The organism is Falsihalocynthiibacter sp. SS001, assembly GCF_042445055.1.
In the GTDB taxonomy this organism is placed as follows: Bacteria; Pseudomonadota; Alphaproteobacteria; order Rhodobacterales; family Rhodobacteraceae; genus Falsihalocynthiibacter.
The window spans coordinates 2234287-2256805 of sequence record NZ_CP170339.1 but is presented as its reverse complement, the minus strand read 5'-3'; the positions used below and the strand labels follow the sequence as shown (position 1 = coordinate 2256805).

21 protein-coding genes and 2 tRNA genes are annotated in these 22519 nt (G+C 54.7%); 13 read left to right on the top strand and 10 right to left on the bottom strand.

Translation table 11 applies throughout. The features are described from left to right. Nucleotides 1–39: 39 nt before the first annotated feature. On the bottom strand, nt 40–714 hold the full coding sequence (gene lipB, locus ACFE33_RS10805; RefSeq protein WP_380058704.1) for a lipoyl(octanoyl) transferase LipB: 675 nt from the start codon (nt 712–714) through the stop codon (nt 40–42). 218 nt (nt 715–932) lie between these two features. On the opposite strand from lipB, the gene ACFE33_RS10800 reads away from it, so the two are divergent. The 3 genes from ACFE33_RS10800 (at nt 933) to ACFE33_RS10790 (ending at nt 6481) form a co-directional block, all read left to right on the top strand. After that, a tRNA-Leu gene (locus ACFE33_RS10800) sits at nt 933–1018 on the top strand. 307 nt (nt 1019–1325) lie between these two features. Further along, nucleotides 1326–3029, top strand: a complete 1704-nt coding sequence (locus tag ACFE33_RS10795; protein ID WP_380053172.1) for an autotransporter assembly complex family protein — start codon at nt 1326–1328, stop codon at nt 3027–3029. Next, a complete protein-coding gene (locus tag ACFE33_RS10790; RefSeq protein ID WP_380053170.1) occupies nt 3026–6481 on the top strand; it encodes a translocation/assembly module TamB domain-containing protein in 3456 nt (1151 codons plus the stop codon). The genes ACFE33_RS10795 and ACFE33_RS10790 overlap by 4 nt, the downstream gene beginning before the upstream one ends. On the opposite strand, the gene ACFE33_RS10785 is transcribed toward ACFE33_RS10790, so the two are convergent. Further along, nucleotides 6482–7246: a TerC family protein gene (locus ACFE33_RS10785; RefSeq protein WP_380053168.1), complete on the bottom strand. Its 765-nt coding sequence runs from the start codon at nt 7244–7246 to the stop codon at nt 6482–6484. 8 nt (nt 7247–7254) lie between these two features. Beyond that, nucleotides 7255–8316: a LacI family DNA-binding transcriptional regulator gene (locus tag ACFE33_RS10780; RefSeq protein WP_380053166.1), complete on the bottom strand. Its 1062-nt coding sequence runs from the start codon at nt 8314–8316 to the stop codon at nt 7255–7257. 212 nt (nt 8317–8528) lie between these two features. On the opposite strand from ACFE33_RS10780, the gene ACFE33_RS10775 reads away from it, so the two are divergent. The 3 genes from ACFE33_RS10775 (at nt 8529) to ACFE33_RS10765 (ending at nt 12112) form a co-directional block, all read left to right on the top strand. Beyond that, nucleotides 8529–10055, top strand: a complete 1527-nt coding sequence (locus ACFE33_RS10775) for a sugar ABC transporter ATP-binding protein (protein WP_380053164.1) — start codon at nt 8529–8531, stop codon at nt 10053–10055. Then, entirely contained in the window at nt 10048–11067 is a 1020-nt protein-coding gene (locus ACFE33_RS10770; RefSeq protein WP_380053162.1) for an ABC transporter permease, read from the top strand. The genes ACFE33_RS10775 and ACFE33_RS10770 overlap by 8 nt, the downstream gene beginning before the upstream one ends. Before the next feature lie 88 nt (nt 11068–11155). Next, on the top strand, nt 11156–12112 hold the full coding sequence (locus tag ACFE33_RS10765; protein WP_380053160.1) for a substrate-binding domain-containing protein: 957 nt from the start codon (nt 11156–11158) through the stop codon (nt 12110–12112). Nucleotides 12113–12179: 67 nt separating this feature from the next. Here ACFE33_RS10765 and ACFE33_RS10760 read toward each other — a convergent pair whose 3' ends face one another. After that, nucleotides 12180–12527, bottom strand: a complete 348-nt coding sequence (locus ACFE33_RS10760; RefSeq protein WP_380053158.1) for a hypothetical protein — start codon at nt 12525–12527, stop codon at nt 12180–12182. Between the two features lie 179 nt (nt 12528–12706). Next, nucleotides 12707–12790, bottom strand: a tRNA-Tyr gene (locus ACFE33_RS10755). A 112-nt stretch (nt 12791–12902) separates the two neighbouring features. Between ACFE33_RS10755 and rlmB the strand changes: the two genes are divergently transcribed. The 3 genes from rlmB to ACFE33_RS10740 all read left to right on the top strand — a co-directional run bounded on the left by rlmB (nt 12903) and on the right by ACFE33_RS10740 (nt 14825). Beyond that, nucleotides 12903–13679, top strand: a complete 777-nt coding sequence (gene rlmB / locus ACFE33_RS10750) for a 23S rRNA (guanosine(2251)-2'-O)-methyltransferase RlmB (RefSeq protein ID WP_380053156.1) — start codon at nt 12903–12905, stop codon at nt 13677–13679. 99 nt (nt 13680–13778) lie between these two features. Then, nucleotides 13779–14225 carry a YHS domain-containing (seleno)protein gene (locus tag ACFE33_RS10745; protein ID WP_380053154.1) on the top strand — a complete coding sequence of 149 codons (447 nt, stop codon included), beginning with the start codon at nt 13779–13781 and terminating at the stop codon, nt 14223–14225. A gap of 171 nt (nt 14226–14396) precedes the next feature. Beyond that, nucleotides 14397–14825, top strand: coding sequence for a CoA-binding protein (locus ACFE33_RS10740; protein WP_380053152.1), 429 nt, complete (start codon nt 14397–14399; stop codon nt 14823–14825). Here the strand turns inward: ACFE33_RS10740 and ACFE33_RS10735 are convergent. From ACFE33_RS10735 to hisA, 3 genes are read right to left on the bottom strand one after another with little or no spacing between them, the layout of a single operon-like run. Then, a complete protein-coding gene (locus tag ACFE33_RS10735; protein ID WP_380053150.1) occupies nt 14822–15130 on the bottom strand; it encodes a phosphoribosyl-ATP diphosphatase in 309 nt (102 codons plus the stop codon). The genes ACFE33_RS10740 and ACFE33_RS10735 overlap by 4 nt on opposite strands. Further along, complete coding sequence (hisF, locus tag ACFE33_RS10730) at nt 15127–15891, bottom strand: imidazole glycerol phosphate synthase subunit HisF (protein ID WP_380053148.1); 765 nt, start codon at nt 15889–15891, stop codon at nt 15127–15129. The genes ACFE33_RS10735 and hisF overlap by 4 nt, the downstream gene beginning before the upstream one ends. Before the next feature lie 55 nt (nt 15892–15946). Then, nucleotides 15947–16678: a 1-(5-phosphoribosyl)-5-[(5-phosphoribosylamino)methylideneamino]imidazole-4-carboxamide isomerase gene (gene hisA / locus ACFE33_RS10725; RefSeq protein WP_380053146.1), complete on the bottom strand. Its 732-nt coding sequence runs from the start codon at nt 16676–16678 to the stop codon at nt 15947–15949. Nucleotides 16679–16825: 147 nt separating this feature from the next. Between hisA and ACFE33_RS10720 the strand changes: the two genes are divergently transcribed. Further along, nucleotides 16826–17209 (top strand): DUF2147 domain-containing protein, encoded by a 384-nt coding sequence (locus ACFE33_RS10720; protein WP_380053144.1) that lies wholly within the window; start codon nt 16826–16828, stop codon nt 17207–17209. Nucleotides 17210–17245: 36 nt separating this feature from the next. Here the strand turns inward: ACFE33_RS10720 and hisH are convergent, their stop codons facing one another. After that, nucleotides 17246–17884, bottom strand: a complete 639-nt coding sequence (hisH, locus tag ACFE33_RS10715) for an imidazole glycerol phosphate synthase subunit HisH (RefSeq protein ID WP_380053142.1) — start codon at nt 17882–17884, stop codon at nt 17246–17248. Further along, nucleotides 17885–18472, bottom strand: coding sequence for an imidazoleglycerol-phosphate dehydratase HisB (gene hisB / locus ACFE33_RS10710; RefSeq protein WP_380053140.1), 588 nt, complete (start codon nt 18470–18472; stop codon nt 17885–17887). It lies immediately after the preceding gene. Nucleotides 18473–18687: 215 nt separating this feature from the next. Here hisB and ACFE33_RS10705 point away from each other — a divergent pair, with 215 nt between their 5' ends. Genes ACFE33_RS10705 through ACFE33_RS10695 form a run of 3 tightly spaced genes read left to right on the top strand, consistent with a single transcriptional unit; the run spans nt 18688 to nt 22518 of the window. Beyond that, complete coding sequence (locus tag ACFE33_RS10705; RefSeq protein WP_380053138.1) at nt 18688–19827, top strand: LacI family DNA-binding transcriptional regulator; 1140 nt, start codon at nt 18688–18690, stop codon at nt 19825–19827. Between the two features lie 18 nt (nt 19828–19845). Beyond that, nucleotides 19846–21201 carry an ABC transporter substrate-binding protein gene (locus ACFE33_RS10700; RefSeq protein WP_380053136.1) on the top strand — a complete coding sequence of 452 codons (1356 nt, stop codon included), beginning with the start codon at nt 19846–19848 and terminating at the stop codon, nt 21199–21201. 60 nt (nt 21202–21261) lie between these two features. Further along, nucleotides 21262–22518, top strand: coding sequence for an ABC transporter permease subunit (locus ACFE33_RS10695; RefSeq protein WP_380053134.1), 1257 nt, complete (start codon nt 21262–21264; stop codon nt 22516–22518). Nucleotide 22519: the final 1 nt, after the last annotated feature.

Sequence of the window (22519 nt, the reverse complement as noted above, 5' to 3'; positions counted from 1 at the left end):
GCTGAATTAAAGAGTAATGATGTCGCAGCAAAGTGGGGGCTATTCGGCGCTGTATGGTGTCAGGCAGCGGTCAAAGCACTTGCGCAGCGCCACATCGACGTCGGCCATTGTGACGGGTAACCCCAAATCAACGAGGCTCGTGACCCCGTGTTCGGTGATTCCGCAGGGCACGATGCCGTCGAAATGCGAGAGGTCGGGCTCTACGTTGATCGAAATTCCGTGGAAGCTTACCCATTTGCGCAGCCGCACGCCGATCGCAGCGATTTTGTCTTCTGGGGGCATGCCATTTGCGGTGAGAGGTTTTTCAGGTCGAGTCACCCACACGCCAACGCGGCCTTCGCGTCGCTCACCGGTAACGTTGAATTCGGCGAGGGTGGCGATGACCCATTCTTCTAGCTCGTTCACAAAGCGACGCACGTCATGGCCGCGTTTACCAACGTCCAGCATCGCATAGGCCACGCGTTGCCCCGGGCCGTGATACGTATATTGTCCGCCGCGTTTGCTCTCATAAACAGGGAAGCGGTCGGGGTCAGTCAGGTCTTGGGGCTTGGCGCTTGTGCCTGCGGTATAAAGGGGCGGGTGCTCGACGAGCCAGACAGCTTCATCAGCTTCACCGCGCGCAATGGCATCGGCGCGCTGCTCCATAAAGGTAACGGCGGTGTCATAGTCGGTTAGCCCTTCAGAGATGATCCACTCAACCATACAGAAGCCCAATTCATTACGTTTAGCCTGAGCGCTGGTGTTCCACTTTTTTGGGTAAAAAGGCAATGCCTGACGCGGATTGATTGCCTGCGATGGGGGTGAAATGGCGGAATTTGCGTTGTTTCAAAGATGTAAATACCCTTGGCAAAGATTTCTCACTTTTCTGGCGTTTTCCCTCTTCACATCCCCGAAACCCATAGCTATACACCGCGCAGACTACCTGATCACGTGCGGATGTGGCGGAATGGTAGACGCGCAGCGTTGAGGTCGCTGTGGGGTAACACCCGTGGAAGTTCGAGTCTTCTCATCCGCACCATTTCATCCTGATCATTGCTGTAAACGTTGCGTGGAAACCATCCTCTGCAACAGTTTTTGCTTGTTTGCATTGCTGTCTGTTCAAGTTTTTGAATTGTGCTACTCTGGGGTAAATTAACAGCGGCGCTTGCGTTAACTCTTCACTGCTGAGCGTTGCCAATACCCATTTGGATTGCTCTGTGAACACTAATGATCAGCACGACTTTCGCGAATTTTCCCTATCATTTTTGAATTGGCGTAGCATTGCAGCAAGTGCAGTCTTAGCTTCATTTGCATCACAAGCCTTGGCGCTGGAGTTTACGCTCAGTTTGTCTCCGGCATCGGAGGAATTGCAGGAGCGCGTAACCGAGCAGACGCTGCTTTCACAACTTGCCGAAAACGAAGCACCCAAGCCGCTCGAAATTCTGTCGTCGGCGCATTCCGATTATCAACGTATTCTCGCCGCCTTGTATGAGGACGGGTATTTTAGCTCGGTCGTGTCAATCAAGCTGGATGGACGCGAAGCGAGTGACATTTCGACTGTTACGCCTCCCAAGAGCATCGCGCGGGCGGTTGTGACGGTTCAGACGGGGAGCGAGTTCAAGTTCGGGCGCACGCAGATTGCTCCGCTTGCGCGTAAAACTGTTCTCCCGACAGAGTTCGCGACGGGACAGACCGCCAGCACGAAGGTCCTTGAGGATACCGTGAAAGTCGCCGTTTCCGATTGGAAGGACGAGGGTTACCCCAAGGTTGAACCCAACGAACAGAAGTACACCGTTAATCATAACAGCAACATTTTCAACGCCGAGGTGAGTTTGGCCACAGGGCGGCAGGCGCGGATCGGGAACATTACCGTTTCGGGCAATCAGGATGTGCGCAGCCAGCGCATCATTGAGATCATGGGGCTGGAGCAGGGGAAAGTCTATTCCCCCGAAGACATCAAAGACGCTGAGAATCGCTTGCGCCGAACGGATGCCTTTAGCTCGGTGATCTTGGAAGAAGGTGAAACGATCGACGCGAACGGTAATCTGGATTTTGATGCTGTCGTCGAGGAGCAACTGCCACGCAGGTTCGGATTTGGCGCGGAACTGTCGAACGAAGATGGTGCGTCGCTTTCGACCTACTGGGTGCACCGGAACCTTATGGGCGGGGCGGAGCGCCTCAAGCTTTCGGGAGAGATCAACGGAATCGGAAGTGTGACCGAGCGAGAGGAATATAACCTGACTGCGCGTTTTGAGCGTCCGGCGACATTCTCAAGAGATACAGACTTTGTTGTTCAGGGGCAGGCGCTCTCGAAAAGTGAAGAAACATACGATCTTGACCGTATTGGCCTCGCAGTCGGTATCAAACGGTACGTATCGGACACATATGAGTATGAGTTCGTGCTTGCAGCAAGTCATCAGCGCGAAAAGGATTTCTTTGGCGAAGATGAGTACACGCTGTTCTCAGGTATTTATCAGGGAACGCTCGATAAGCGGGACGATCCGCTTCGTCCAACGAGCGGATATTACGTAGCGCCGTCGCTCTTGCCGTTTATTGGCGCGGATGGCGAGCGGAGTGGCCTGCGGTCGTTCGTGGATGCGCGGACGTATTATTCGCTTGGCGAGAGCATGGTCATGGCGTTTCGCGGACAGATTGGCTCGATTTACGGATCATCCATTGAGGACACACCCGCAGGGATGCTGTTCTATTCAGGTGGTAGTGATACGGTGCGCGGCTTCCCCTATCAGTCTATCGGGCTTCAGCAAAATGGCGTTACGGTCGTTGGTGGGCGCAGCTTCCTTGGCGCGTCGGCAGAGTTCCGGTACACGCGTGAAAGCGGTCTTGGGCTGGTCGGATTTGTTGATGCGGGGTACATCGGGGCCGAGGAGTTCCCCGATGGCTCAAGTGGCGAGTGGCACAGCGGCGCCGGTGTTGGCGCGCGCTACAACACTGGGCTTGGCCCGCTTCGGTTTGACATCGCGACGCCGATTTATGGCGAGAGCAGCGGTGGCGACATCCAAATCTACATCGGAATTGGAGAAGCGTTTTGAGACATTACATTCTCGTTGGTGCAGTATGCCTTGGCCTGACAACGCCCGCCTTTTCGCAGGATGAAGACGAGGGCGGATTCCTTTCGAACAAGATTGAGGAAACGCTGAGTGCGGAAGGTCGTACTGTTAAGATTTCAGGTTTCAGAGGCGCGCTAAGTTCTACGGCCACTATGGCCAAATTGACTGTGGCCGATAGTGAGGGGATCTGGCTCTCTATTGAAGACGCAAGCCTGAACTGGCAGCGCGCGGCGCTGTTGCGGGGGCGGTTCGAAGTTAAGGAACTGACCGCGGCGCGCATCGAAGTACTGCGCAAGCCAATCGCCCCACCGTCAGAAGCGCCGACTCCCGAAGCAAGTGGTTTCGCGCTCCCCGAGTTGCCTGTTTCGATCAATATCGACAACGTCAGTTCGCCGGAAGTGGTGCTGGGCGACGATATTCTGGGGATGCCGCTTGCGCTGAGTTTGGTTGCGTCGGCATCGCTTGAGGACGGTTCTGGCCACGCCAAAGTGATTGCGCTGCGCACGGATGGAGAGATCGGCACCTTCGCATTGGACACCACCTATACCTCTGAATCACAGTCGCTCAATGTCGATTTCGATTTTCAGGAAGACAAAGACGGGATCGTTGCTACGCTTGCAAAAATCCCGAATGCGCCGGCGCTAGAGGCGTCGATCACGGGGCAGGGGGATCTGTCTGATTTTCAGGCGGATTTCTTCCTTGCGAGTGACGGTGTGAACCGCATTGAAGGGACTGGCCGGCTCTATCAAGAAGTGTTCGAAGACGGGCAGGATGACGCGAGCGGTGGCGCGGAACCTGTTGAAGTATCACAGCATTTTGTTCTGGACCTCGGGGGGGATGTTACTGCACTTCTGGCGCCAGACTATCATGACTTTTTCGGTCCTGATTTGAAGGTGAAGCTCGATGGCTATCTTGAACCAAGCGGTGCGCTGGACATTGAGGAATTTGCGCTTAACGCGAAAACCTTGGATTTGGCGGGTAGGGTACGGCTAACGGCAGATTCTTGGCCAGTGCTGATTGACGTAGCAGGGGAAATTAAATCCGCCGATGGTACGCCCGTTTTGCTCCCTATTCCGGGGGCGGAAACCTTTGTTGACGATGTTAACCTAAAATTGACCTACGACGCCCATAAAGGGGATCGTTGGCAAGGGAATCTGGACATTGTTGGCTTTGAACAGGGAGATATCGAAATTGATGCGGCGCGCCTTGGTGTTGCGGGGCAATTTGAATCAGAAGGCACAAGTGTAAGGGCAGTTGATGCAAATATCTCTTTTAATACGAAGGGATTAACGCTGAACGATCCAGATTTGGACACGGCGCTCGGTTCAGAGCTTAAGGGCCGCGCGCGGGTTGAGTATCGTCCGCTACAACCGCTGATCGTGAGCGGCGTGAATCTGAACGCTCTGGGGGCGACCTTGACTGGCGATCTGAGTATTGGTGCGCTGGCCGATGGTCTGCCGACGGAAATTCAGGCGAATTTACTCGCGGATGATATCGCGCGGTTCTCGCGTCTTGCTGGGCGGCCGATATCCGGTTTGGCAAACGTTTCTCTAACAGGGGATGTTGCGCCCTTGGCAGGGACCTTTGATCTGAAAGTTCAAGGCGAAACCAATGACTTGACGGTTGGAATTGAACAAGTAGATGCGCTTATCGCGGGGCAAGGTACGCTCTTTATTGATGCGATGCGTGACAGCGAGGGGGCAGCGCTTCGGCAGTTTAATCTCTCGACGCCAGAGGTAACCGCGAGCGCGGATGCAACGGTTTCGTCAGACGCGATTGCGTTCAATTACGATGCGAACCTGCGTGATGTTGGAGTTATTTTGCCCGCCTATCCCGGTCCGCTGGCAATGCGGGGTAACGGTACGCAAACAGAGGAAGGGCTTCAGGTATCAGCAAACCTAGAAGGCCCATTGGGGACGACCGCGAATGTCGATGGGCTTGTTTCCGGAGAGGATGTGAAGCTCGATGTGGCGGCGCATTTGGACAACTTCGGGGCAATCGTTTCTGAATTGCCCGGAAGCGCGGACCTTGCGGGAACAGTTGAGCGGCAAGGCACGGACTGGCTCGTCGATGGTACGCTTGAAGGATCAATGGGGATTTCGGCGGCCTTCAACGGGAAAGTTGATGAGAATACCGAACTGGATATGGCCGTAAACGGACGGGCGCCGCTTGCCGTTGCCAATCCATTCATTGAACCTCAGACCATCCGCGGGAACGCCGAGTTTGACCTTGCGATTAACGGCCCTCCTGCGCTTGATGCGGTTTCGGGGCAGGTCAATATTTCGAGCGGCGAGTTTAATACGCCGAGCCTTGAGGCGGGGCTGCGTGACATAGCGGGGAATATCAACCTTAGCAGCTCCTTTGCGAATATCGACATCAACGCGCAGGTTTCCTCTGGCGGGACGATTGGCGTGCAGGGTGGCGTTTCGCTTGTTTCTGATTTCAACGGCAATCTTGAAGTGCTGATTCAGTCGGTTCGGCTTGAGCGTGCGGACCTCTTTTCAACTGTCGTGAATGGCGACATTACCGTCGATGGCCCGTTGAAGGGTGGAGCAACGATATCGGGCGATATCAATATCGGAGAGACGCTTGTATCCGTGCCGTCGGGCGGTGTGGCGTCGGTAACCGACATTCCACCGATGGATCACATAGGGGCTTCGCCCGCGGTTCAAGTAACTCTTGAGCGGGCAGGCTTGGCACAATCGGTACAGGAGGCCACACAGCGCGCGAACGCGGGGCCGGAGTATCCGTTGAACATTAGAGTTTCGGCTCCAGATCGGATTTTCATTCGCGGGCGGGGTATTGATGCGGAACTTGGTGGCGAATTAACCATTACCGGAACCATCAAGAACATCGTTTCGATTGGCGCTTTTGAGCTTCGTCGTGGTCGGATTCTTGTGCTTGAGAAACGGTTCGAGCTCAGCGACGGGGAAATCCGTTTCGAAGGAAACCTCGATCCGCGCCTAAGCCTGATCGCCACCACTCCGATTCCACAGGGCTCTGCCGCAATTGAGGTGGGTGGGCAGTTGTCTGACCCTGAGATTACTTTCACGTCTACGCCAGCGGCACCAGAAGACGAGGTTCTTGCGTTGATCTTCTTTGGTGAGAGCATCGAGGATATATCCGGCTTCCAAGCGCTTCAGCTTGCGTCCGCGATTGCGACCTTGGCGGGGAAAGGAAGCGGCGTTCTGTCTGATTTGCGGAATGCGATTCCGGTAGATGATCTGGAGATTGACTCCGATGAAGATGGTAATGCCACTCTGCGTGTCGGCAAGCGGATTTCAGATAACGTCTATTCTGATATTGCGGTGAATTCCGAGGGCGAGACCGAGATCTCGCTGAACTTGGATCTGACCTCCAAGTTTACAGTCAAAGGGACAACCACCGACGACGGCAATTCTTCAATCGGGATTTTCTTTGATACGAATTATTGATCAGGCGGCTTTGTCCCGCCTGTTCCGTGCCAGCATGTTCAGGAATTCAACGAACCCGGCGAACGCCATCGCGGTGTAAATATATCCTTTGGGGAAGTGGTGTCCGAAACCATCGGCAATCAAAACCATTCCGATCATAAGCAGAAACGCCAAAGCCAGCATGACAACCGTTGGGTTGGAGTTAATGAATTTGGACACGGGGTTGGCGGCAAAAAACATTACGGCAACCGCGACGACAACGGCGGCAACCATAATCGGCAAGTGGTTCGTCATCCCGATCGCCGTAAGGATGCTATCGAAAGAAAACACTGCGTCCAGAAGTAGGATTTGGATGACGACGGCAGTAAAGCTGGGTGCGATTTTCTCTTTGAACATGGTGTCGGCGGGGGCGGGTTGAACCTTGTGTTGAATTTCGGTCGTGGACTTCCAGACAAGGAAAACCCCGCCGCAGATTAGGATTATGTCGCGCCAAGAGAATGCCGTTTCGAATGCAGGTACGCCGTGGGAATCAATCGGACCCGTCACGCCGAGGTCGAACACTGGTTCCGTCAGGCCAGCAATCCACGCAATGATCGACAAAAGCGCGAGCCGCAAAATGAGCGCGAGCGAGATGCCCAAACGCTGTGCGGTGCGCTGCTGTTTTTCGGGGAGCTTGTTGGAAACGATGGAGATAAACACGAGATTGTCGATTCCCAGAACGATTTCCAGCGTGACGAGCGCAAGGAATGCGGCCCATGCTTGGGGAGACATCAGGAGTTCGATCATGGTTAATCCTATCGTTTAAAAATCTTCGAAACCTCATCCAGCGAAGTGGTGCGCGGAGCAGAGCAGGAGCCGCGCACGATGAGATCTCCGTGTAGGAGGGACGTTTCTTGTGGGATACTGCGCGTCGGGAGGAAATCCAGCAAATGCGTCATGGCGATTTCGCCGATTTGGCTACGGGGTTGGCGAATGGTGGTCAGGGATGGGGTGATGTTATTGGCGAATGGGATGTCGTCAAAACCGACCACCGAGAAGTCATCGGGCACATGGCAACCGCGTGATTGTAGGGCCGAAATCACACCGATTGCAGTGTTGTCGTTGTAACAGAAAAACGCCGTTGGGAGCGTGTCGCGGATAAAGAGGCGTTCAATCACGCTGCGCCCGCCCTCTGTGGTGCCATCGCCTTGGATGCGCCAGACGGAACTCTGATCGTAGGCCTCAGTAAGGGCTTCGCAATAGCCGCGGTGGCGTTGTTCGGACAGGGCATCTCCCGGAGGGCCAGAGACATAGATGATGCGCTCATGGCCCAAAGAAATAAGGTAGTCCGTTGCGACCTTGGCGGCAGCGGCATCATTTATGCCCACATAGCTGACGTCTGGGCGATTGATCGGACGGGCGGCGGCAACCATGGGCGGGATCGTCGTTGTCGGGTGTTGAAGCCAGCCAGCGACGGGAAGGTGCCCCGTCAAGAGAATGAGCCCGTCTGCCATTCCCGTCGAAAGAAATCGTAGGTGTTTTTCCTCGAGTAATACGTCGGCTTCGGTGTTGCCGATGAGAACACCATAGCCGCGAGCTTTGGCGACTTTCTCAAGACCGGTGAGGATGCCGGGGAAGTTTGGATCGGAAATCGACTGGGCCAGAACCATCACCATTTGCGAACGCTGCATCCTAAGGTTCTGGGCCATGGCATTGGCGGTATAGCCCGTACGCGCAATTGCGGCGGTGACCTTCTTGCGGGTGCTGTCAGCGACTTTGGACGGGGTGCGAATCGCCCGACTGACGGTTGCGATGGACACACCCGCGAGCTTGGCGACATCTTCGATCGTGGCTGGTTTTTGTGATGATTGCTCCACTTGAAGGCGGGCCTTTTCTGCGCGTCGATATATAAAAACTGTTATTTATCGGTGGGATACGTTGTGGTTCCCACATATTAATCCGTGTTGATACAAATTCCAATGAAAAGGTTTACAGGAATATTTGAAAAGGTTTACATTATTTGTGAAAAGGTTTTCATAGGGCGACGATTTTTGCGGAGGGGCAGGGATTGTCTGGGGGAGGAAAATACATGGCCGATGGTGCTATGCACGAGTTGCCTGTGTTGTCAGCAGAGCGGGTAAGTAAATCGTTTGGTACGATTCCCGTCTTGTTTAGCATCAATTTTGACCTGCGCGCCGGAGAAGTCCATGCGCTGATCGGTGAGAATGGTGCCGGCAAATCAACATTGATGAAGGTTCTCTCGGGGTTTCATCCGGCGACGTCTGGAACGTTGCGGGTGGATGGCGAAGAGATCATTTTGCCACCCAACGGGCAGGCAGAGGATCTGGGGATCGTGCTGATCCATCAGGAATTGAACCTCGCTGAGCAAATGACCGTTGAGGAGAATATCTTCCTTGGCCGTGAAATCACCAAGAATGGGTTCCTTGATCGCGCAGAGATGACGTCGCAAGTGGCCAAGATGTTTGCGGATGTCGGGCTTGATATCTCACCCAAGTCGCGCATTTCCAGCCTGTCGATTGCGCAAAAGCAAATGGTGGAGATCGTCAAAGCCACCAGCCGCAATGCGCGTGTTTTGATCATGGACGAGCCGACAGCGGTTTTGACCGAGGCTGAAACGGATGTGTTTTTTAAGCAGGTTGCGTTGCTGAAGGAACGCGGGACGGCGATCATGTTTGTGTCGCATAAGCTGCAAGAGGTTATGGCGATTTCGGACCGCGTGACGATCCTTCGGGATGGTCAGTGGATTGCGACGAAGCCCGCGCATGAATTCACGTTGGATGCAATGGCGCAGATGATGGTTGGGCGCGAGTTGTCCGATTTGTACCCGCCGATGCATGAGGCCGATGTTGATGCGGACCGCGTGCTTGAGGTCGAGGGATTAACAACCGCGCATATTCGCGACGTTAGTTTTGATCTGCGCAAGGGTGAGGTGCTGGGCTTCTCGGGGCTGATCGGATCTGGGCGGACCGAAGTATTTGAATCGATCTGTGGTTTGACAGAAATTCTGGGCGGTACTGTGAAGCTTGACGGCGATCCGGTTCGCTTTAGTTCGGTCGCACAGGCGCGCGATGCGGGCATCGTGTATCTAACGAAGGATCGCAAAGAAAAAGGGCTGTTGCTTGAGCAGGGGATGCAGAGCAACCTGACGCTCTTGGCGCTTCCGAAGTTTGTGAAGAACATGCTGTTGGACAAGAAGGCAGAGGCCAAGGCGCTCGCGCGTGGAATTCGCCGCTTTGATATCCGCGCTCGTGATCCAAACGTAAAGGCCGGCGATATGTCGGGCGGGAACCAGCAGAAGCTGTTGCTTGCGAAAATCATGGAGTGCGATCCGCGCGTTGTGATTATCGACGAGCCGACCCGCGGTATCGACGTGGGTACCAAACAGCAAATTTACCATTTTATCGCTGCTTTGGCGGCAGAAGGCATGTCGGTCGTCGTGATTTCGTCCGAGATGCCAGAAATTATTGGCATATGTCATCGTGTATTCGTGATGCGTGAGGGGCGCATCATGGGTGCCGTGACGGGTGATGCCATCAATGAAACAGAGATCGTGCGCTATGCCGCTGGTCTGAAGGAGGAAGTGCGGGATGTCTGAGGCAGTGACAACAGAAGGCTCCAAGAGTTGGCTATCGAATATAGATTTTAAAACGCTAGGGCCGGCGATTGCGCTGATTTTGCTCTGTATCATTGGGTTCTCGCTCAATTCGGCGTTTTTGAGCGAAGGGAACATCACCAACCTTCTGACACGTTCTGCGTTCATCGGGATTATTGCGGTGGGGGCGACGTTTGTGATTACGGCGGGCGGCATTGACCTCTCGGTTGGGTCGATGGCGGCGGTCATTGCGGGCGTCATGATCATCGTGATGAACAGCGCGGTCGAGACACTCGGGACGGGCGTGCCAACGGTGCTGCTTGGCTGTGGGTGTAGTATTATCCTTGGTATAGGCGCTGGCTGGGTGAATGGTCTTCTTACGACCAAAGGGAAGATTGAAGCCTTTATCGTAACCCTCGGAACAATGGGCATTTTCCGCTCGCTCGTGACGTATTTCGCGGATGGCGGCACGCTCTCGCTGGACTATGGTATCCGCGAGACATACCGACCCGTTTACTATGAGGCGTTCTTTGGGCTGCCGATTCCGGTTTGGGTGTTCATCATTGTTTCGATTGCTGGCTGGATCTTGCTTAATCGCACCGCGTTTGGCCGCTATTGCACAGCGATCGGTTCATCCGAGGGCGTGGCGCGTTATTCCGCGATCAAAGTCGACCGCATCAAAACATGGACATATGTCATTCAGGGCCTCTGTGTGGCGCTTGCGACGATCATCTATGTGCCGCGTCTTGGTTCGGCGTCCTCATCCACTGGTGTTCTGTGGGAGCTAGAGGCCATTGCCGCGGTGATCATTGGCGGAACGGTTCTAAAGGGTGGTTATGGCCGCATCGGTGGGACGATCCTTGGGGCGCTTATTCTTACGACAATTGGCAATATCCTGAACTTTACCGACATGATTTCGAATTACCTGAATGGCACGATGCAAGGCTTGATCATCATCGTTGCTGTTTGGTTGCAGCGCGCAGACTGGGGCAAGAAAACGACCCCGAAATCCTAGCGCTAAACACCGTGCGCCACGCTTAGGGCGCACAACAGAAGGGAGTTCAACCACTTAGGGTGAACTTTCAAACTCAGGGAGGAAGACTATGAAACTAACTAAATCTACTTTCGTGGCCGCAGCGACAGGGGCAATGATGCTCGCTGGGTCTGCGTTCGCACAAGACACAATCAAGATCGGCGTTTCTTATCCAACACCGACACATGCTTGGGCGGCTGGTATGAACTGGCACGCAGAGCAGGCGGAAAAACGTCTTGAGGAGCTATATCCAGACGTTGATCTGATTTTGGTGAACTCGCCCGATCCAGGTGCGCAGGCTTCTGCGATTGAGGACCTTGTATCGGTTAACCAAATCGACGCGCTTGTCGTGCTGCCGTTCGAGAGTGAGCCGCTGACTGATCCGGTTCTGAACGTCAAGAAAACTGGCGCGTTGATCACTGTTGTTGACCGTGGTTTGAGCTTGCCGGGTATCGAGGACATCTATGTTGCGGGTAACAACCCCGAGCTTGGCCGCGTTTCGGCTCAGTACATGAAGACCCGCCTCAAAGATGGCGACAACATCGTTGTTCTTCGCGGTATCCCAACTCTGATCGACAATGAGCGTTTTGATGCGTTCATGGCCGAAATGGAAGGTTCTGGCGTTAACGTTCTCGACCACAAGCACGCCAACTGGAACCGTGACGATGGCTTTGAAGTGATGCAGGACTTCCTTAGCCGCTTCCCCGATATCGACGCTGTATGGGCTCAGGATGATGACATCGCAATCGGTGTTGTAGCTGCGCTTAAGCAAGCAGGGCGCGATGGCGACGGTATGTTCGTTGTTGGTGGTGCAGGTATGAAAGAAACCATCAAAGGTATCATGGATGGCGATGAGCTCGTTCCAGTCGACGTGCTGTATCCACCTTCAATGATCGCGACTGCGATGGACGTAACTGTAAACGCGTTCAAATCGAACGGTCCGGTTGCTGGTCGTTATATCCTTGGTGCGACTTTGATCACTCAGGAAAACGCTGCGGACTTCTATTTCCCCGACTCTCCCTTCTAGATCCTCCCAAGATCAGACTGTGAAGACGGGAATGGAGGGAGCCTTTCGGGGCTCCCTTTTTCGTGTGTTATTGCGACACAGTAGGGCAATTGAACGGGACAAAGGTGCTGGCCATTCCTTCGTTCATTGTCATCACAGTGAGCATATTTGCCAGTTCGATCTCTTTTTCGCTCTGGGGGCATACTTCGCGTTGCTCAATGCAGCCCGTGGCGACGAAGGCGTCGTTCTGCTGAATAAACTGCGGGCGAATATCTTCAGTGCCCAAGTTCGCGAGCGCCCAGTCCCATGCGCTTTGATAGAGGACGCATTTTTGCTCGGTCCATGTCAGGCCCTCTAGGTTTAGGTCATCCGCAGACGCTGCTGATGCGGAGAAAGGGAGCAACAGAGCCATGGCGAGTAGGGAAAGTGGCGACATCTTGGGTCTCTCATTCGAATCTATTGATTTTGGTTTGGCGCCAAATACGACTTAAAATCATTTCGCGCGTTAGTAGATCAACGCGGTTGCGAGCATGGAAATAGGTGGCTTCAACGAAAATTGGCTTAGAAAATGCGTGAACATTTCCTAAGCCAATCTCACAACGCACAGCGTTGAAATGGTGGGCGACCCTGGAATCGAACCAGGCGTGAGTCGCCTCGAGGGAGTTACAGTCCCCTGCCACACCTTGCGGCCTGTCGCCCAACGAGGGAGGGGATACCTGCCCTTGAATGGGGCGTCAACAGGAAAATACCTTGCATCTGCACAAGCTGTCTGCGCATTGTCCGCGGCGCAAGATATAGAGGGCTTTGGACCATGGAAAAACCTAAATGGGTGATCGAAAAAGAGCAGGAAAAGCGTCTGGCGAAGGCCGCGACGGTTTGGATGTTCGGGATTCATGCTGTGCGGGATGCGTTGCGGAACCCCAACCGCGAGCGCAAGCGACTCATTGTGACCAAAAACGCCTATGACCGACTTGAGCAGGATATCATTGCGAGCGGGATGGAGCCTGAAATCGTTTCGACTCGTAAGTTTGATGCGCCGATTGATCCGCAGTCCGTGCACCAAGGTGCCGCGCTTGAGGTGAAACCGCTCGATTGGGGCGCAATTGAGGACGCGTGTATGGCCGCCGATGGTCAGGTGCCGCGTGTCTTGCTGCTTGATCGTGTTACGGATCCGCATAACGTAGGAGCTATTCTGCGCTCTGCTGAGGTATTTGGTGCGCGTGCGGTAATTGCGCCCGCGCGTAACTCTGCTCCGGAAACAGGGGCGCTGGCGAAAACGGCGTCCGGCGCGTTAGAGCGTCAACCGTATCTTCGCGTACGTAATCTGGCTGATTCCATCGAGAAACTGCAACAAATGGGGTATTTGGTGCTCGGGTTGGATGGTGAAGCGGAGATGACCGTTGAAGAAGCCGTAGAGGGTATGAGGGATCGCCCGATTGCCTTGGTATTTGGTGCCGAGGGGCCGGGATTGCGCGATAAGACCAAGCAAACTGTTGATAAACTAGTAAAAATCCCGTTTGCGGCAGATTTCGGATCGTTGAATGTTTCGAATGCTGCGGCGGTCGCGCTATACGCTGTGCGGCCCTAACGTAGTGTCATAAGGCCCTCGCAATCGGTCACGGTTGCGTTAGGGGGCTTGGGTTATCGATCGTTTTTGGTCAACTTTGTACCAAAGGAAAGGTAACCCATGTTTTCTCGTCGAAAGATTCTCGCATACGGTGCTGCTTTGCCGTGGGTCGCAACAGCTGCGCGCGCAGGCACCGATTATGTCTATAACAACGGTGGCGTCGCTATTAGCGGCTATGACCCGGTGGCCTATTTCACAGAGGGCAAGCCCGTGCAGGGCGCAATGGAAAACGCTCTGAAGTGGGAAGGTGCGATGTGGGTTTTTGCCTCGATGGCGAACCAAGAGACCTTTATGTCCAATCCACATAAATACGCGCCGAAATATGGCGGGTATTGCGCCTATGCCGTATCGCAGGGCGCCGTTGCCCCAACCGATCCAGAAGCGTGGACGGTCCACGACGGGCGGCTTTATCTGAATTACAACACTTCGGTGCGTGATCTTTGGCGTCAGGATATTCCTGGAAATGTCACGCTGGCTGATGGGAACTGGCCTAAGGTTTTAGCTTAGCCTTCACAAAAACTTGAGGATACCTTCAATTTTTTCCTATCGTTCCCAAGTGTTTACTAATCGGGTCCGGAACACCCGATACTCTACTGTCCCTCGTTCCAACCTGCGCCCGAGTTTTTCCCCAAACTCGGGCGTTCTTTGTTTGCGCATTTGTGAGGATAAACGTGAGCTATGACCTATGATGATGCGCTGCTGCGCCGAATTCTCACCGAAACGAAAACCATCGCCTGTGTTGGGATGTCTCGCAATCAAGCAAGGCCGAGCTATTACGTGTCCGAGTTTCTCACTCAACGTGGCTTTCGGGTAATTCCTGTAAATCCCGTTTATGAAGGGCAAAGATTGCTAGGCGAAACCGTGCGCCCGAACCTGCGTTCAATTGATGACAAAGGGGCGGTGGATATGGTCGATATTTTCCGCAAGAGCGAAGACGTATTGCCCGTGGTGCAAGAGGCGCTCGATTGCCTGCCCTGCCTCAAGGTTATCTGGATGCAGCTCGGGATTGAGAACGCAGAAGCTGCGGCGTTGGCCGAACAGAAGGGCATTACAGTTATTCAGAACCGTTGCCCGAAAATCGAGTATCCCCGTTTGATCGGAGCCTAGCGCGCGGCTTTTTCTGCGATGCCTGATGTGCCTTCGCGTCGGGCAAGCTCGGCCTCGACCTCGGCGAGGGTAACGCCGCGCGATTGTAGCATCACCAGCAGGTGAAAAAGCACATCAGCGCTTTCCTTCACCAGTTCGTCCTTGTCGTCCTTCACGGCGGCGATGATAGCTTCGACCGCTTCTTCGCCGAATTTCTCGGCGCATTTTTCTGGGCCTTTGGCCAAGAGTTTGGCCGTCCAGCTACTGTCGGGGTCCGCAGCAGCGCGAGAGGCAATTGTTTCCGAGAGTTTGGTAATCTGGCTCATGCGTTCAACCTCACGTCGATGCCGTTAGCGGCCATGTGTTCCTTGGCTTCGCGGATCGTGTAGTCGCCAAAGTGGAAGATAGAAGCCGCGAGCACCGCAGATGCGCCGCCCTTGGTTACACCTTCGACAAGGTGATCCAAATTGCCCACGCCGCCCGATGCGATGACGGGCACGGATACGGCGTCCGATATGGCTCGGGTAAGCGGAAGGTTAAATCCAGCGCGTGTTCCATCGCGATCCATTGAGGTCAGGAGAATTTCGCCTGCGCCCTTGGAAACTACGTTCTTGGCAAATTCCACAGCGTCAATGCCCGTGGCCTTGCGTCCGCCGTGTGTGAAAATCTCCCATTTGCCGGGAGAAACGGTTTTGGCGTCAATTGCCACAACTATGCATTGGCTGCCAAAGTGGTTTGCGGCGTCTGCGATCACATCGGGGTTGGCAACAGCGGCGGAGTTGAAGCTCACTTTGTCGGCACCAGAGAGGAGCAGCTTGCGTACGTCCTCGCGCGTACGCACGCCGCCGCCAATGGTCAGCGGCATAAAGCAGTGCTCGGCGGTGCGGCGGGCCAGATCGTACATGGTGCCGCGGTTCTCGTGAGTTGCTTTGATATCAAGGAAGCACAACTCGTCCGCGCCGGCGGCATCATACGCTTTGGCGCTTTCCACAGGATCGCCCGCGTCGATCAAATCAACGAAGTTCACACCCTTTACCACGCGCCCTTCGGCGACATCGAGACAGGGGATAATGCGTGTTTTCAGCATGTTCTATGTCCTTGATCAACGGTTGCTCCCTCATAGAGCAATCCCCGTTGCCGTTCTAGGCTGTTTCACCTTTGAGAATCGCGAGGGCTTCGGGGAGGTTGATCGCACCGTCATAGAGTGCGCGACCCGAAATCGCACCGTTAAGCGGGGCACCACAGTCGCGAAGGCCGCGCAGATCCGCAAGTGAACTCACACCGCCAGAGGCAATCACTGGAATGGAAACAGCATTGCCAAGCGCCGCAGTCGCTTCGATATTCGGACCCTGCATTGCGCCATCGCGGTTGATGTCTGTGTAGATAATGGCGCAGACACCGGCATCCTCGAACGAACGCGCAAGATCAGTGACCATAACGTCGGTTTCTTCGGCCCAACCCTTAGTGGCAACACGACCGTTGCGCGCGTCGATGCCCACAGCGACCTTACCAGGGAATTCGCGCGCCGCTTCGCGTACGAGGTCCGGATTTTCGACCGCGACCGTGCCGAGGATTACGCGTGCAAGACCTTTGTTGATCCAGCGTTCAATCGTTGCCATGTCGCGAATGCCGCCGCCCAATTGTGCGGGGACGTTGCATTGCTCTAGAATCGCTTCGACAGGGGCGGCGTTTACCGGCTCTCCTGCAAAGGCGCCATTCAGATCAACCAGATGAAGCCACTCACAGCCTGCTTCGACAAACTCCAGCGCCTGTGCGGCAGGGTTTTCGTTAAAGACGGTGGTTTGGTCCATGTCTCCCTTAAAGAGACGCACGGCATTGCCGTCTTTGAGATCAATCGCGGGGTAGAGGATCATGGAAATGGCCTGTGTTGTACTGTGTTGCGCGCTTGTGGCACGGTTTTTCCCTAAATGCAAAACCTCCGCATGATTTTTGCGACCTTACGTTAGTCTTGCATGGCAAGGGGATCGCGCTCCAATGTTCGGCTCATAGGAGGAACCAGAATGAAACGACTACTGACAGCCGCCGTCGCACTTATCGTGACCGCAGGAGCCGCACTCGCCGATCCCGTTGAAGGGACATGGCAGACACAAGTGGACGAGGGAAACTTCGCCTTTGTTGAGATCAAACCATGTGGCGACAAATTTTGTGGCACCATCTCGCGGACCTTTAATTCCGATGGCGAATGGAAGTCCGGAAACATCGGCAAGAATCTCGTTTGGGATATGACTGCCAAGGGTAACGGGGATTACGGTGACGGCAAAATCTGGCAGCCGTCCAAGGACAAGGTCTATAAATCCAAGATGTCGCTCAATGGGGACCGTCTGAATGTTTCGGGCTGTATTGGGCCGATTTGCAAAAAGCAAACTTGGGCGCGTGTAAAATAACACAATGGCGTGCCCCGCGATGTGCGGGGCATTCCGTTAGGGTTTCCAGCTAAGGAAATTCGCAATCATCCGCAGGCCCGTTTGCTGGGACTTCTCCGGATGAAACTGCATCCCGATCATATTATCGCGCCCGACGATGGCGGTGATTTCTTCGGCGTAATCGACATGCGCCAAGCGATCAGCCGCGTTTTTGACGCGGAAATGGTAGGAGTGGACAAAATAGGCGTGATCGCCTGTCTTGATACCTTCCAGCACCGCGTGCGGGGCGTTGATGATGAGGTCATTCCACCCCATATGCGGTACTTTGAGCGCGGGATCGGATGGTTCGATCTTGACGACATCTCCTGCGATCCAGTCAAAGCCCGCAGTGTCTTCATACTCGTGCCCCGTGGTCGAGAGCATCTGCATCCCGATACAAATCCCCATGAACGGGCGCCCCTTGTTGCGCACGACTTCTTCGCAGGCCTCAAACAGTCCCGTATGCTCAAAAAGTTCCGTTTTACACGCCGGGAAAGCGCCGTCCCCCGGAAGGACAACGCGATCGGCCTTAAGAACGTCCGCAGGGTCCGAGGTGACAATCACCTTTCCTGCGTTCGTCTCATTCGCCATGCGCTGAAACGCTTTCTCGGCCGAGTGCAGATTACCGCTATCGTAATCAATGATCGCAGTGAGCATCTAGAGCGCACCTTTGGTCGAGGGAATCGCATCCGCTTTGCGCGGGTCGATCTCAATTGCTTCGCGCAGCGCGCGGGCAACGGACTTGAATGTCGCTTCTGCGATGTGGTGGCTATTGAAGCCGTGCAATTTGTCGATGTGTAGAGTGATGCCTCCGTGGGTGCTAAGCGCCTGAAAGAACTCACGAACCAATTCGGTGTCGAATGTGCCGATCTTGGGCGTGGGCATATCGACGTTCCAGATGAAATATGGACGTGCCGAAAGGTCGAGCGCGGTGCGAACTTGCGCATCATCCATGGCCAGCAAGAAAGAGCCATAGCGACGGATGCCGCGCTTGTCGTCGAGTGCCTTGGTAAGGGCCTGACCAATCGCGATACCTACATCCTCAACGGTGTGGTGGTCATCAATATGGAGATCGCCCGACGCGCGCACCGTAAGATCAATCAGCGCGTGGCGTCCGAGTTGATCTAGCATATGATCGAAAAAGCCGACGCCTGTTTGGTTGTCGTACTTGCCCGTTCCATCGAGATTGATCTCGACGGTGATATCCGTCTCTGCTGTCTTGCGCGTGATTTTTGCGGTCCGCATTGCAGGTCTCCTAAGGTTTTTTGACCTTATAGGGCGGCGAGTAGCATTGCGAAAGTCCCCAACGAGCGGTGCGGCGACGCAAGGGTAAGCTGTAACAAAATTGTGCCTTTATATGCGGCGCTCTCTGCCCGTTATTTCGGCATTTGCATGAATTGAGGCAGTTAAAGTCAAATTAGGCCTTGCCGAAACCGGTTTCGGTGAAGAGTTTGAGGTTAATGGGGGATTTTACTCAATATAACTTGGCCGCAACGCCATCACAGGCGAGTATCCCTGAAGGTGTCGCCCGTGGGGTTTCGCACAAGCGCGCGACGATTTCGGACGTGGCCGAGGCGCTGGGCATTTCCAAGGGAACGGTTTCGCGCGCATTGAACGGGTATCCAGACATTAGTGAGGCAACACGCACCCGCATCCAGAAAATGGCGGCCAAGATGGATTATCGCCCGCTCGCGCATGCCCAAGCAATTCGAACAGGGCGTGTCCGTAGTTTGGGCCTTGTGTTGCAAGAGGACGAGTACGACGGGCAATCGCCGTTCCTCTCGAATTTCCTACAGGGGATCACTCAAGAGGTAGGGGCCCAAGGGTGGACACTCACCGTGAGTGCCGCAACCGGAGCCGAAACAATGCTCACCGCGCTTAAGTCGCTAAGCGAAGAGCGAAAAGTTGACGGGTTTATCCTCCCACGCACACGGATTCGGGATGGGCGGATTGATTTGCTGCGATCGTTGAATGTGCCGTTCGTGCTATTCGGGCGGACAGAGGACGACGAGGATTGCGCTTGGTATGACATTCAGGGTGGTGCAGCGATGCGCGCCGCGGTCGCAAACTTGGCACAGCTTGGGCATCAGCAGATCGCGTTCATCAACGGCGGCGATGTCTATAACTATAGCCGGCTGAGGTGCGCTGGGTATCAAGAGGGGATGTCGAAAGCGGGCCTGACCGTGGAGCGTGACTATATTCAATCGGGCGCAGTGACCGAGGATCTTGGCGCAGAGGCTACAGAGCGATTGATGCGCCTGCCTGTGCCGCCCACGGCGATTATCTGTGCGTTGGATCGTGCGGCGCTGGGTGCTTATCGCACTTTGGCCAAGTACAATTTCCAAGCAGGGCGCGAGGTGTCGATTGTCGGATACGACGGCATCCCCGAAGGTGCATATGCGCAGCCGCCACTCACAACCTATGCCGTGGATAATCGTCAGGCAGGGGCGCAATTGGCGCGTTTGTTGATTGAGCGAGTGCGCGGGGCCCCACCACAGAAATTACGGGAAACGGATCACGCGATTCTAGTGAATCGCGCCTCCGATGGACCGCCGATGATGTCGGCTCGGGACTTGGCGAAAATAGTAAGTACGAAATAATCAATAAGGGAGAAGTTAATGATACTAAGAAGCAAAACAGCGCAACTCATGCTTGGCGCCTCAATGGGATTGGTGCTTGGAGCGGGGGCGGTTTCGGCCGACACGATCCGTTTCTGGACGACAGAAACCCAGCCCGAACGCCTTGAGAAGCAAGAGGAAATGGCGAGTCAGTTCGAAGCGGAGACAGGCACCGCAGTAGAGGTCATTCCCGTCGAAGAAACCGACCTTGGCACACGTGCAACGGCGGCGTTCGCGGCGGGTGATTTGCCCGATGTGATTTACCATCCGCTTTCATATGCACTGCCGTGGGTTGATGCGGGTATCCTCGATGTAGATGCAGCGACCGATGTTATCGAAGAACTTGGAGCAGACACATTCGCGCCTGGTCCACTTGCTCTCGCGGCGGTCGAAGATGGCACCGCTTCGGTTCCTGTTGACGGTTGGACGCAGATGGTTGTCTATCGCAAGGATCTGTTTGACGAGAAGGGCCTAGAGGCTCCGACCACTTATGATGCGGTGCTTGCCGCAGTTGAGGCACTGCACAATCCGCCAGAGATGTATGGTTTTGTCGCCGCGACGAAGGTTGACGAAGGCTTCATGAGTCAGGTTCTTGAGCATGTCTTCCTTGCCAATGGAGTATCGCCCGTTGGTGCCGAAGGGTTTGAGGCGCTGGACGAAGCAAAAACCATAGAAGTGCTTGATTTCTATAAAGCCATCGCCAAGGCATCCCCTCCGGGTGAGCTGTACTGGAAGCAGTCGCGCGAGCTCTATTTCGCGGGACAGGCGGCGATGATTATCTGGTCGCCGTTCATTCTTGACGAGCTGGCTGGCCTGCGGGACTCCGCTCCGCCCACGATTAACGATGATCCGACGTCCAAGGATTTGGCGGCTGCGACTGGCATCGTTACCAACTTCGCGGGCCCATCCAATCCCGATGGTGCCGCTTGGGGCGACGTTCGTTACTTCGGGATCACCTCGGACGCGGACACAGATGCGGCGATGGATTTTGTGAAGTTCTCAATGGACGAAGGCTATATGTCTACGCTTTCGATTGCACCAGAGGGCAAATTCCCGGTTCGTCGCGGAACGGCTGATAACGCGACGACGTTTGTTGATGGTTGGTCCAAGCTGGACGTTGGAGTTGATCGCAAGGCGCCTCTGAGCGAGCTTTACGCGCCTGAAATGATTGAGGAAATCGTTGGTGGATTGGACGTTGCACAGCGCTGGGGCGTTGCCGAAGGGCAGCTCGGGCTTGCGTCGAAAATGATCAACAGTCAGGTCATCAACCGTCTGGTTCGTGAGTATATCGACGATCAGCGCGATGCCGCTGCGACGGTTGCCGCACTGAACGAAGAACTTGCAAAAATCAACTAAGAATGCGGATTGAAGCGGCGCGCGACTATGTGCGCCGCTTCGGCCTATCGGAGTATCAAGATGACAACAAGCAATGCCCCAAACATGCCCCCCACAGGGAAGGGCGCGTTGGAAAAACGCGAGGCGAGGCTGGCGTGGGGGCTACTTGCGCCCACAATTATCAGCGTAGCGCTTGTTGTGATCTTGCCGCTTCTTTCGATCTTTTGGATCAGCTTTAAGCCAGTCGAGCTGGCCGATCTGCGCGCACCGACTCCGATTGTAAGGGAAAGCTTGCGCGGGCGGCCTGCGGTTGGCGGGGACGAGGCAACGATACGGTATCGTCTACGCAACTCCAGCCAAGATACACCGATTAGCAATGTCGTGTTTCAGGATGTGCTAACCGAAGGGTTAACTGTGCAAGAGGTCGATCCGCGCTGTAGCTTGAGCGGACGTGAATTGAAGTGTGAAATCGGCGAAATCGAGGGCGGATATCGCGATGATATCCTACTCGAAGTTACGGTTTCACAGGAGTTTATCGATGCAGATACCGACATCGGCGATAGCGAAGTCGTTGCATTAGGTGATGCCGATAACATCCTGACCAATCTGGACTTTACGCTGGATAATTTCAGGGTCGTATTTGACGGATCAGAGTTCTGGGCCGTGTTCGGCGCGACAATGTTCTACACCGTTTTCGGGACCATCGGTGCGCTGGTGTTTGGACTCTTTGCTGCGATGCTTTTGAACAAGAGCTTTAGCGGTCAGGGTGTGTTGCGGGGTCTGTATCTCTTTCCGTATGTGTCGCCCGTGATTGCGGTGGCGTTTACGTGGATCACGCTGTTCGATCCGTTCTCGGGGTCGGCAAATGCCTTGTTGATGCAGATGGGCGTGAGCGAAGGACCGATCAACTTTTTCGGGCAAAAGCCACTCGCGCTGATCATGGTGACGATCTTTGAAATCTGGCGCTATTTCCCGCTCTCGTTTCTGTTTATCCTTGCGCGGATGCAATCCATTGACGAGGGCATCTATGAGGCCGCGGATATGGATGGCGCGAGTCCGTTCCAGAAGTTCTGGTTCCTCAGCTTGCCACAGCTCTTGGGCATCCTCTCGGTTTTGTTTTTGCTGCGGTTTATTTGGACGTTCAACAAATTCGACGACATTTTCTTGCTGACAGGCGGGAACGCAGGGACGCGCACCTTGACCGTGAACGTGTATGAGCAAGCCTTCGCCGTCGGCAATATCGGCGCGGGTGCGGCGGTTGCCGTTGTCGTGTTCCTCATTCTGCTCGCGTTCTCGATCTTTTTCTTCCGTTACATCAGTCAGGAGGAAGGCGTATGAC

What these genes read in the sequence shown, in the direction of transcription:
- ACFE33_RS10720 (WP_380053144.1), top strand. Translation starts at nt 16,826, where the DNA reads ATGAAACGACTACTGACAGCCGCCGTCGCACTTATCGTGACCGCAGGA.
- ACFE33_RS10765 (WP_380053160.1), top strand. Translation starts at nt 11,156, where the DNA reads ATGAAACTAACTAAATCTACTTTCGTGGCCGCAGCGACAGGGGCAATG.
- ACFE33_RS10695 (WP_380053134.1), top strand. Translation starts at nt 21,262, where the DNA reads ATGACAACAAGCAATGCCCCAAACATGCCCCCCACAGGGAAGGGCGCG.
- ACFE33_RS10785 (WP_380053168.1), bottom strand. Translation starts at nt 7,246, where the DNA reads ATGATCGAACTCCTGATGTCTCCCCAAGCATGGGCCGCATTCCTTGCG.
- hisA (WP_380053146.1), bottom strand. Translation starts at nt 16,678, where the DNA reads ATGATCCTCTACCCCGCGATTGATCTCAAAGACGGCAATGCCGTGCGT.
- hisB (WP_380053140.1), bottom strand. Translation starts at nt 18,472, where the DNA reads ATGCGGACCGCAAAAATCACGCGCAAGACAGCAGAGACGGATATCACC.
- rlmB (WP_380053156.1), top strand. Translation starts at nt 12,903, where the DNA reads ATGGAAAAACCTAAATGGGTGATCGAAAAAGAGCAGGAAAAGCGTCTG.
- ACFE33_RS10705 (WP_380053138.1), top strand. Translation starts at nt 18,688, where the DNA reads ATGGGGGATTTTACTCAATATAACTTGGCCGCAACGCCATCACAGGCG.
- ACFE33_RS10740 (WP_380053152.1), top strand. Translation starts at nt 14,397, where the DNA reads ATGACCTATGATGATGCGCTGCTGCGCCGAATTCTCACCGAAACGAAA.
- ACFE33_RS10760 (WP_380053158.1), bottom strand. Translation starts at nt 12,527, where the DNA reads ATGTCGCCACTTTCCCTACTCGCCATGGCTCTGTTGCTCCCTTTCTCC.
- ACFE33_RS10735 (WP_380053150.1), bottom strand. Translation starts at nt 15,130, where the DNA reads ATGAGCCAGATTACCAAACTCTCGGAAACAATTGCCTCTCGCGCTGCT.
- ACFE33_RS10775 (WP_380053164.1), top strand. Translation starts at nt 8,529, where the DNA reads ATGGCCGATGGTGCTATGCACGAGTTGCCTGTGTTGTCAGCAGAGCGG.
- ACFE33_RS10745 (WP_380053154.1), top strand. Translation starts at nt 13,779, where the DNA reads ATGTTTTCTCGTCGAAAGATTCTCGCATACGGTGCTGCTTTGCCGTGG.
- ACFE33_RS10700 (WP_380053136.1), top strand. Translation starts at nt 19,846, where the DNA reads ATGATACTAAGAAGCAAAACAGCGCAACTCATGCTTGGCGCCTCAATG.
- hisF (WP_380053148.1), bottom strand. Translation starts at nt 15,891, where the DNA reads ATGCTGAAAACACGCATTATCCCCTGTCTCGATGTCGCCGAAGGGCGC.
- hisH (WP_380053142.1), bottom strand. Translation starts at nt 17,884, where the DNA reads ATGCTCACTGCGATCATTGATTACGATAGCGGTAATCTGCACTCGGCC.
- ACFE33_RS10770 (WP_380053162.1), top strand. Translation starts at nt 10,048, where the DNA reads ATGTCTGAGGCAGTGACAACAGAAGGCTCCAAGAGTTGGCTATCGAAT.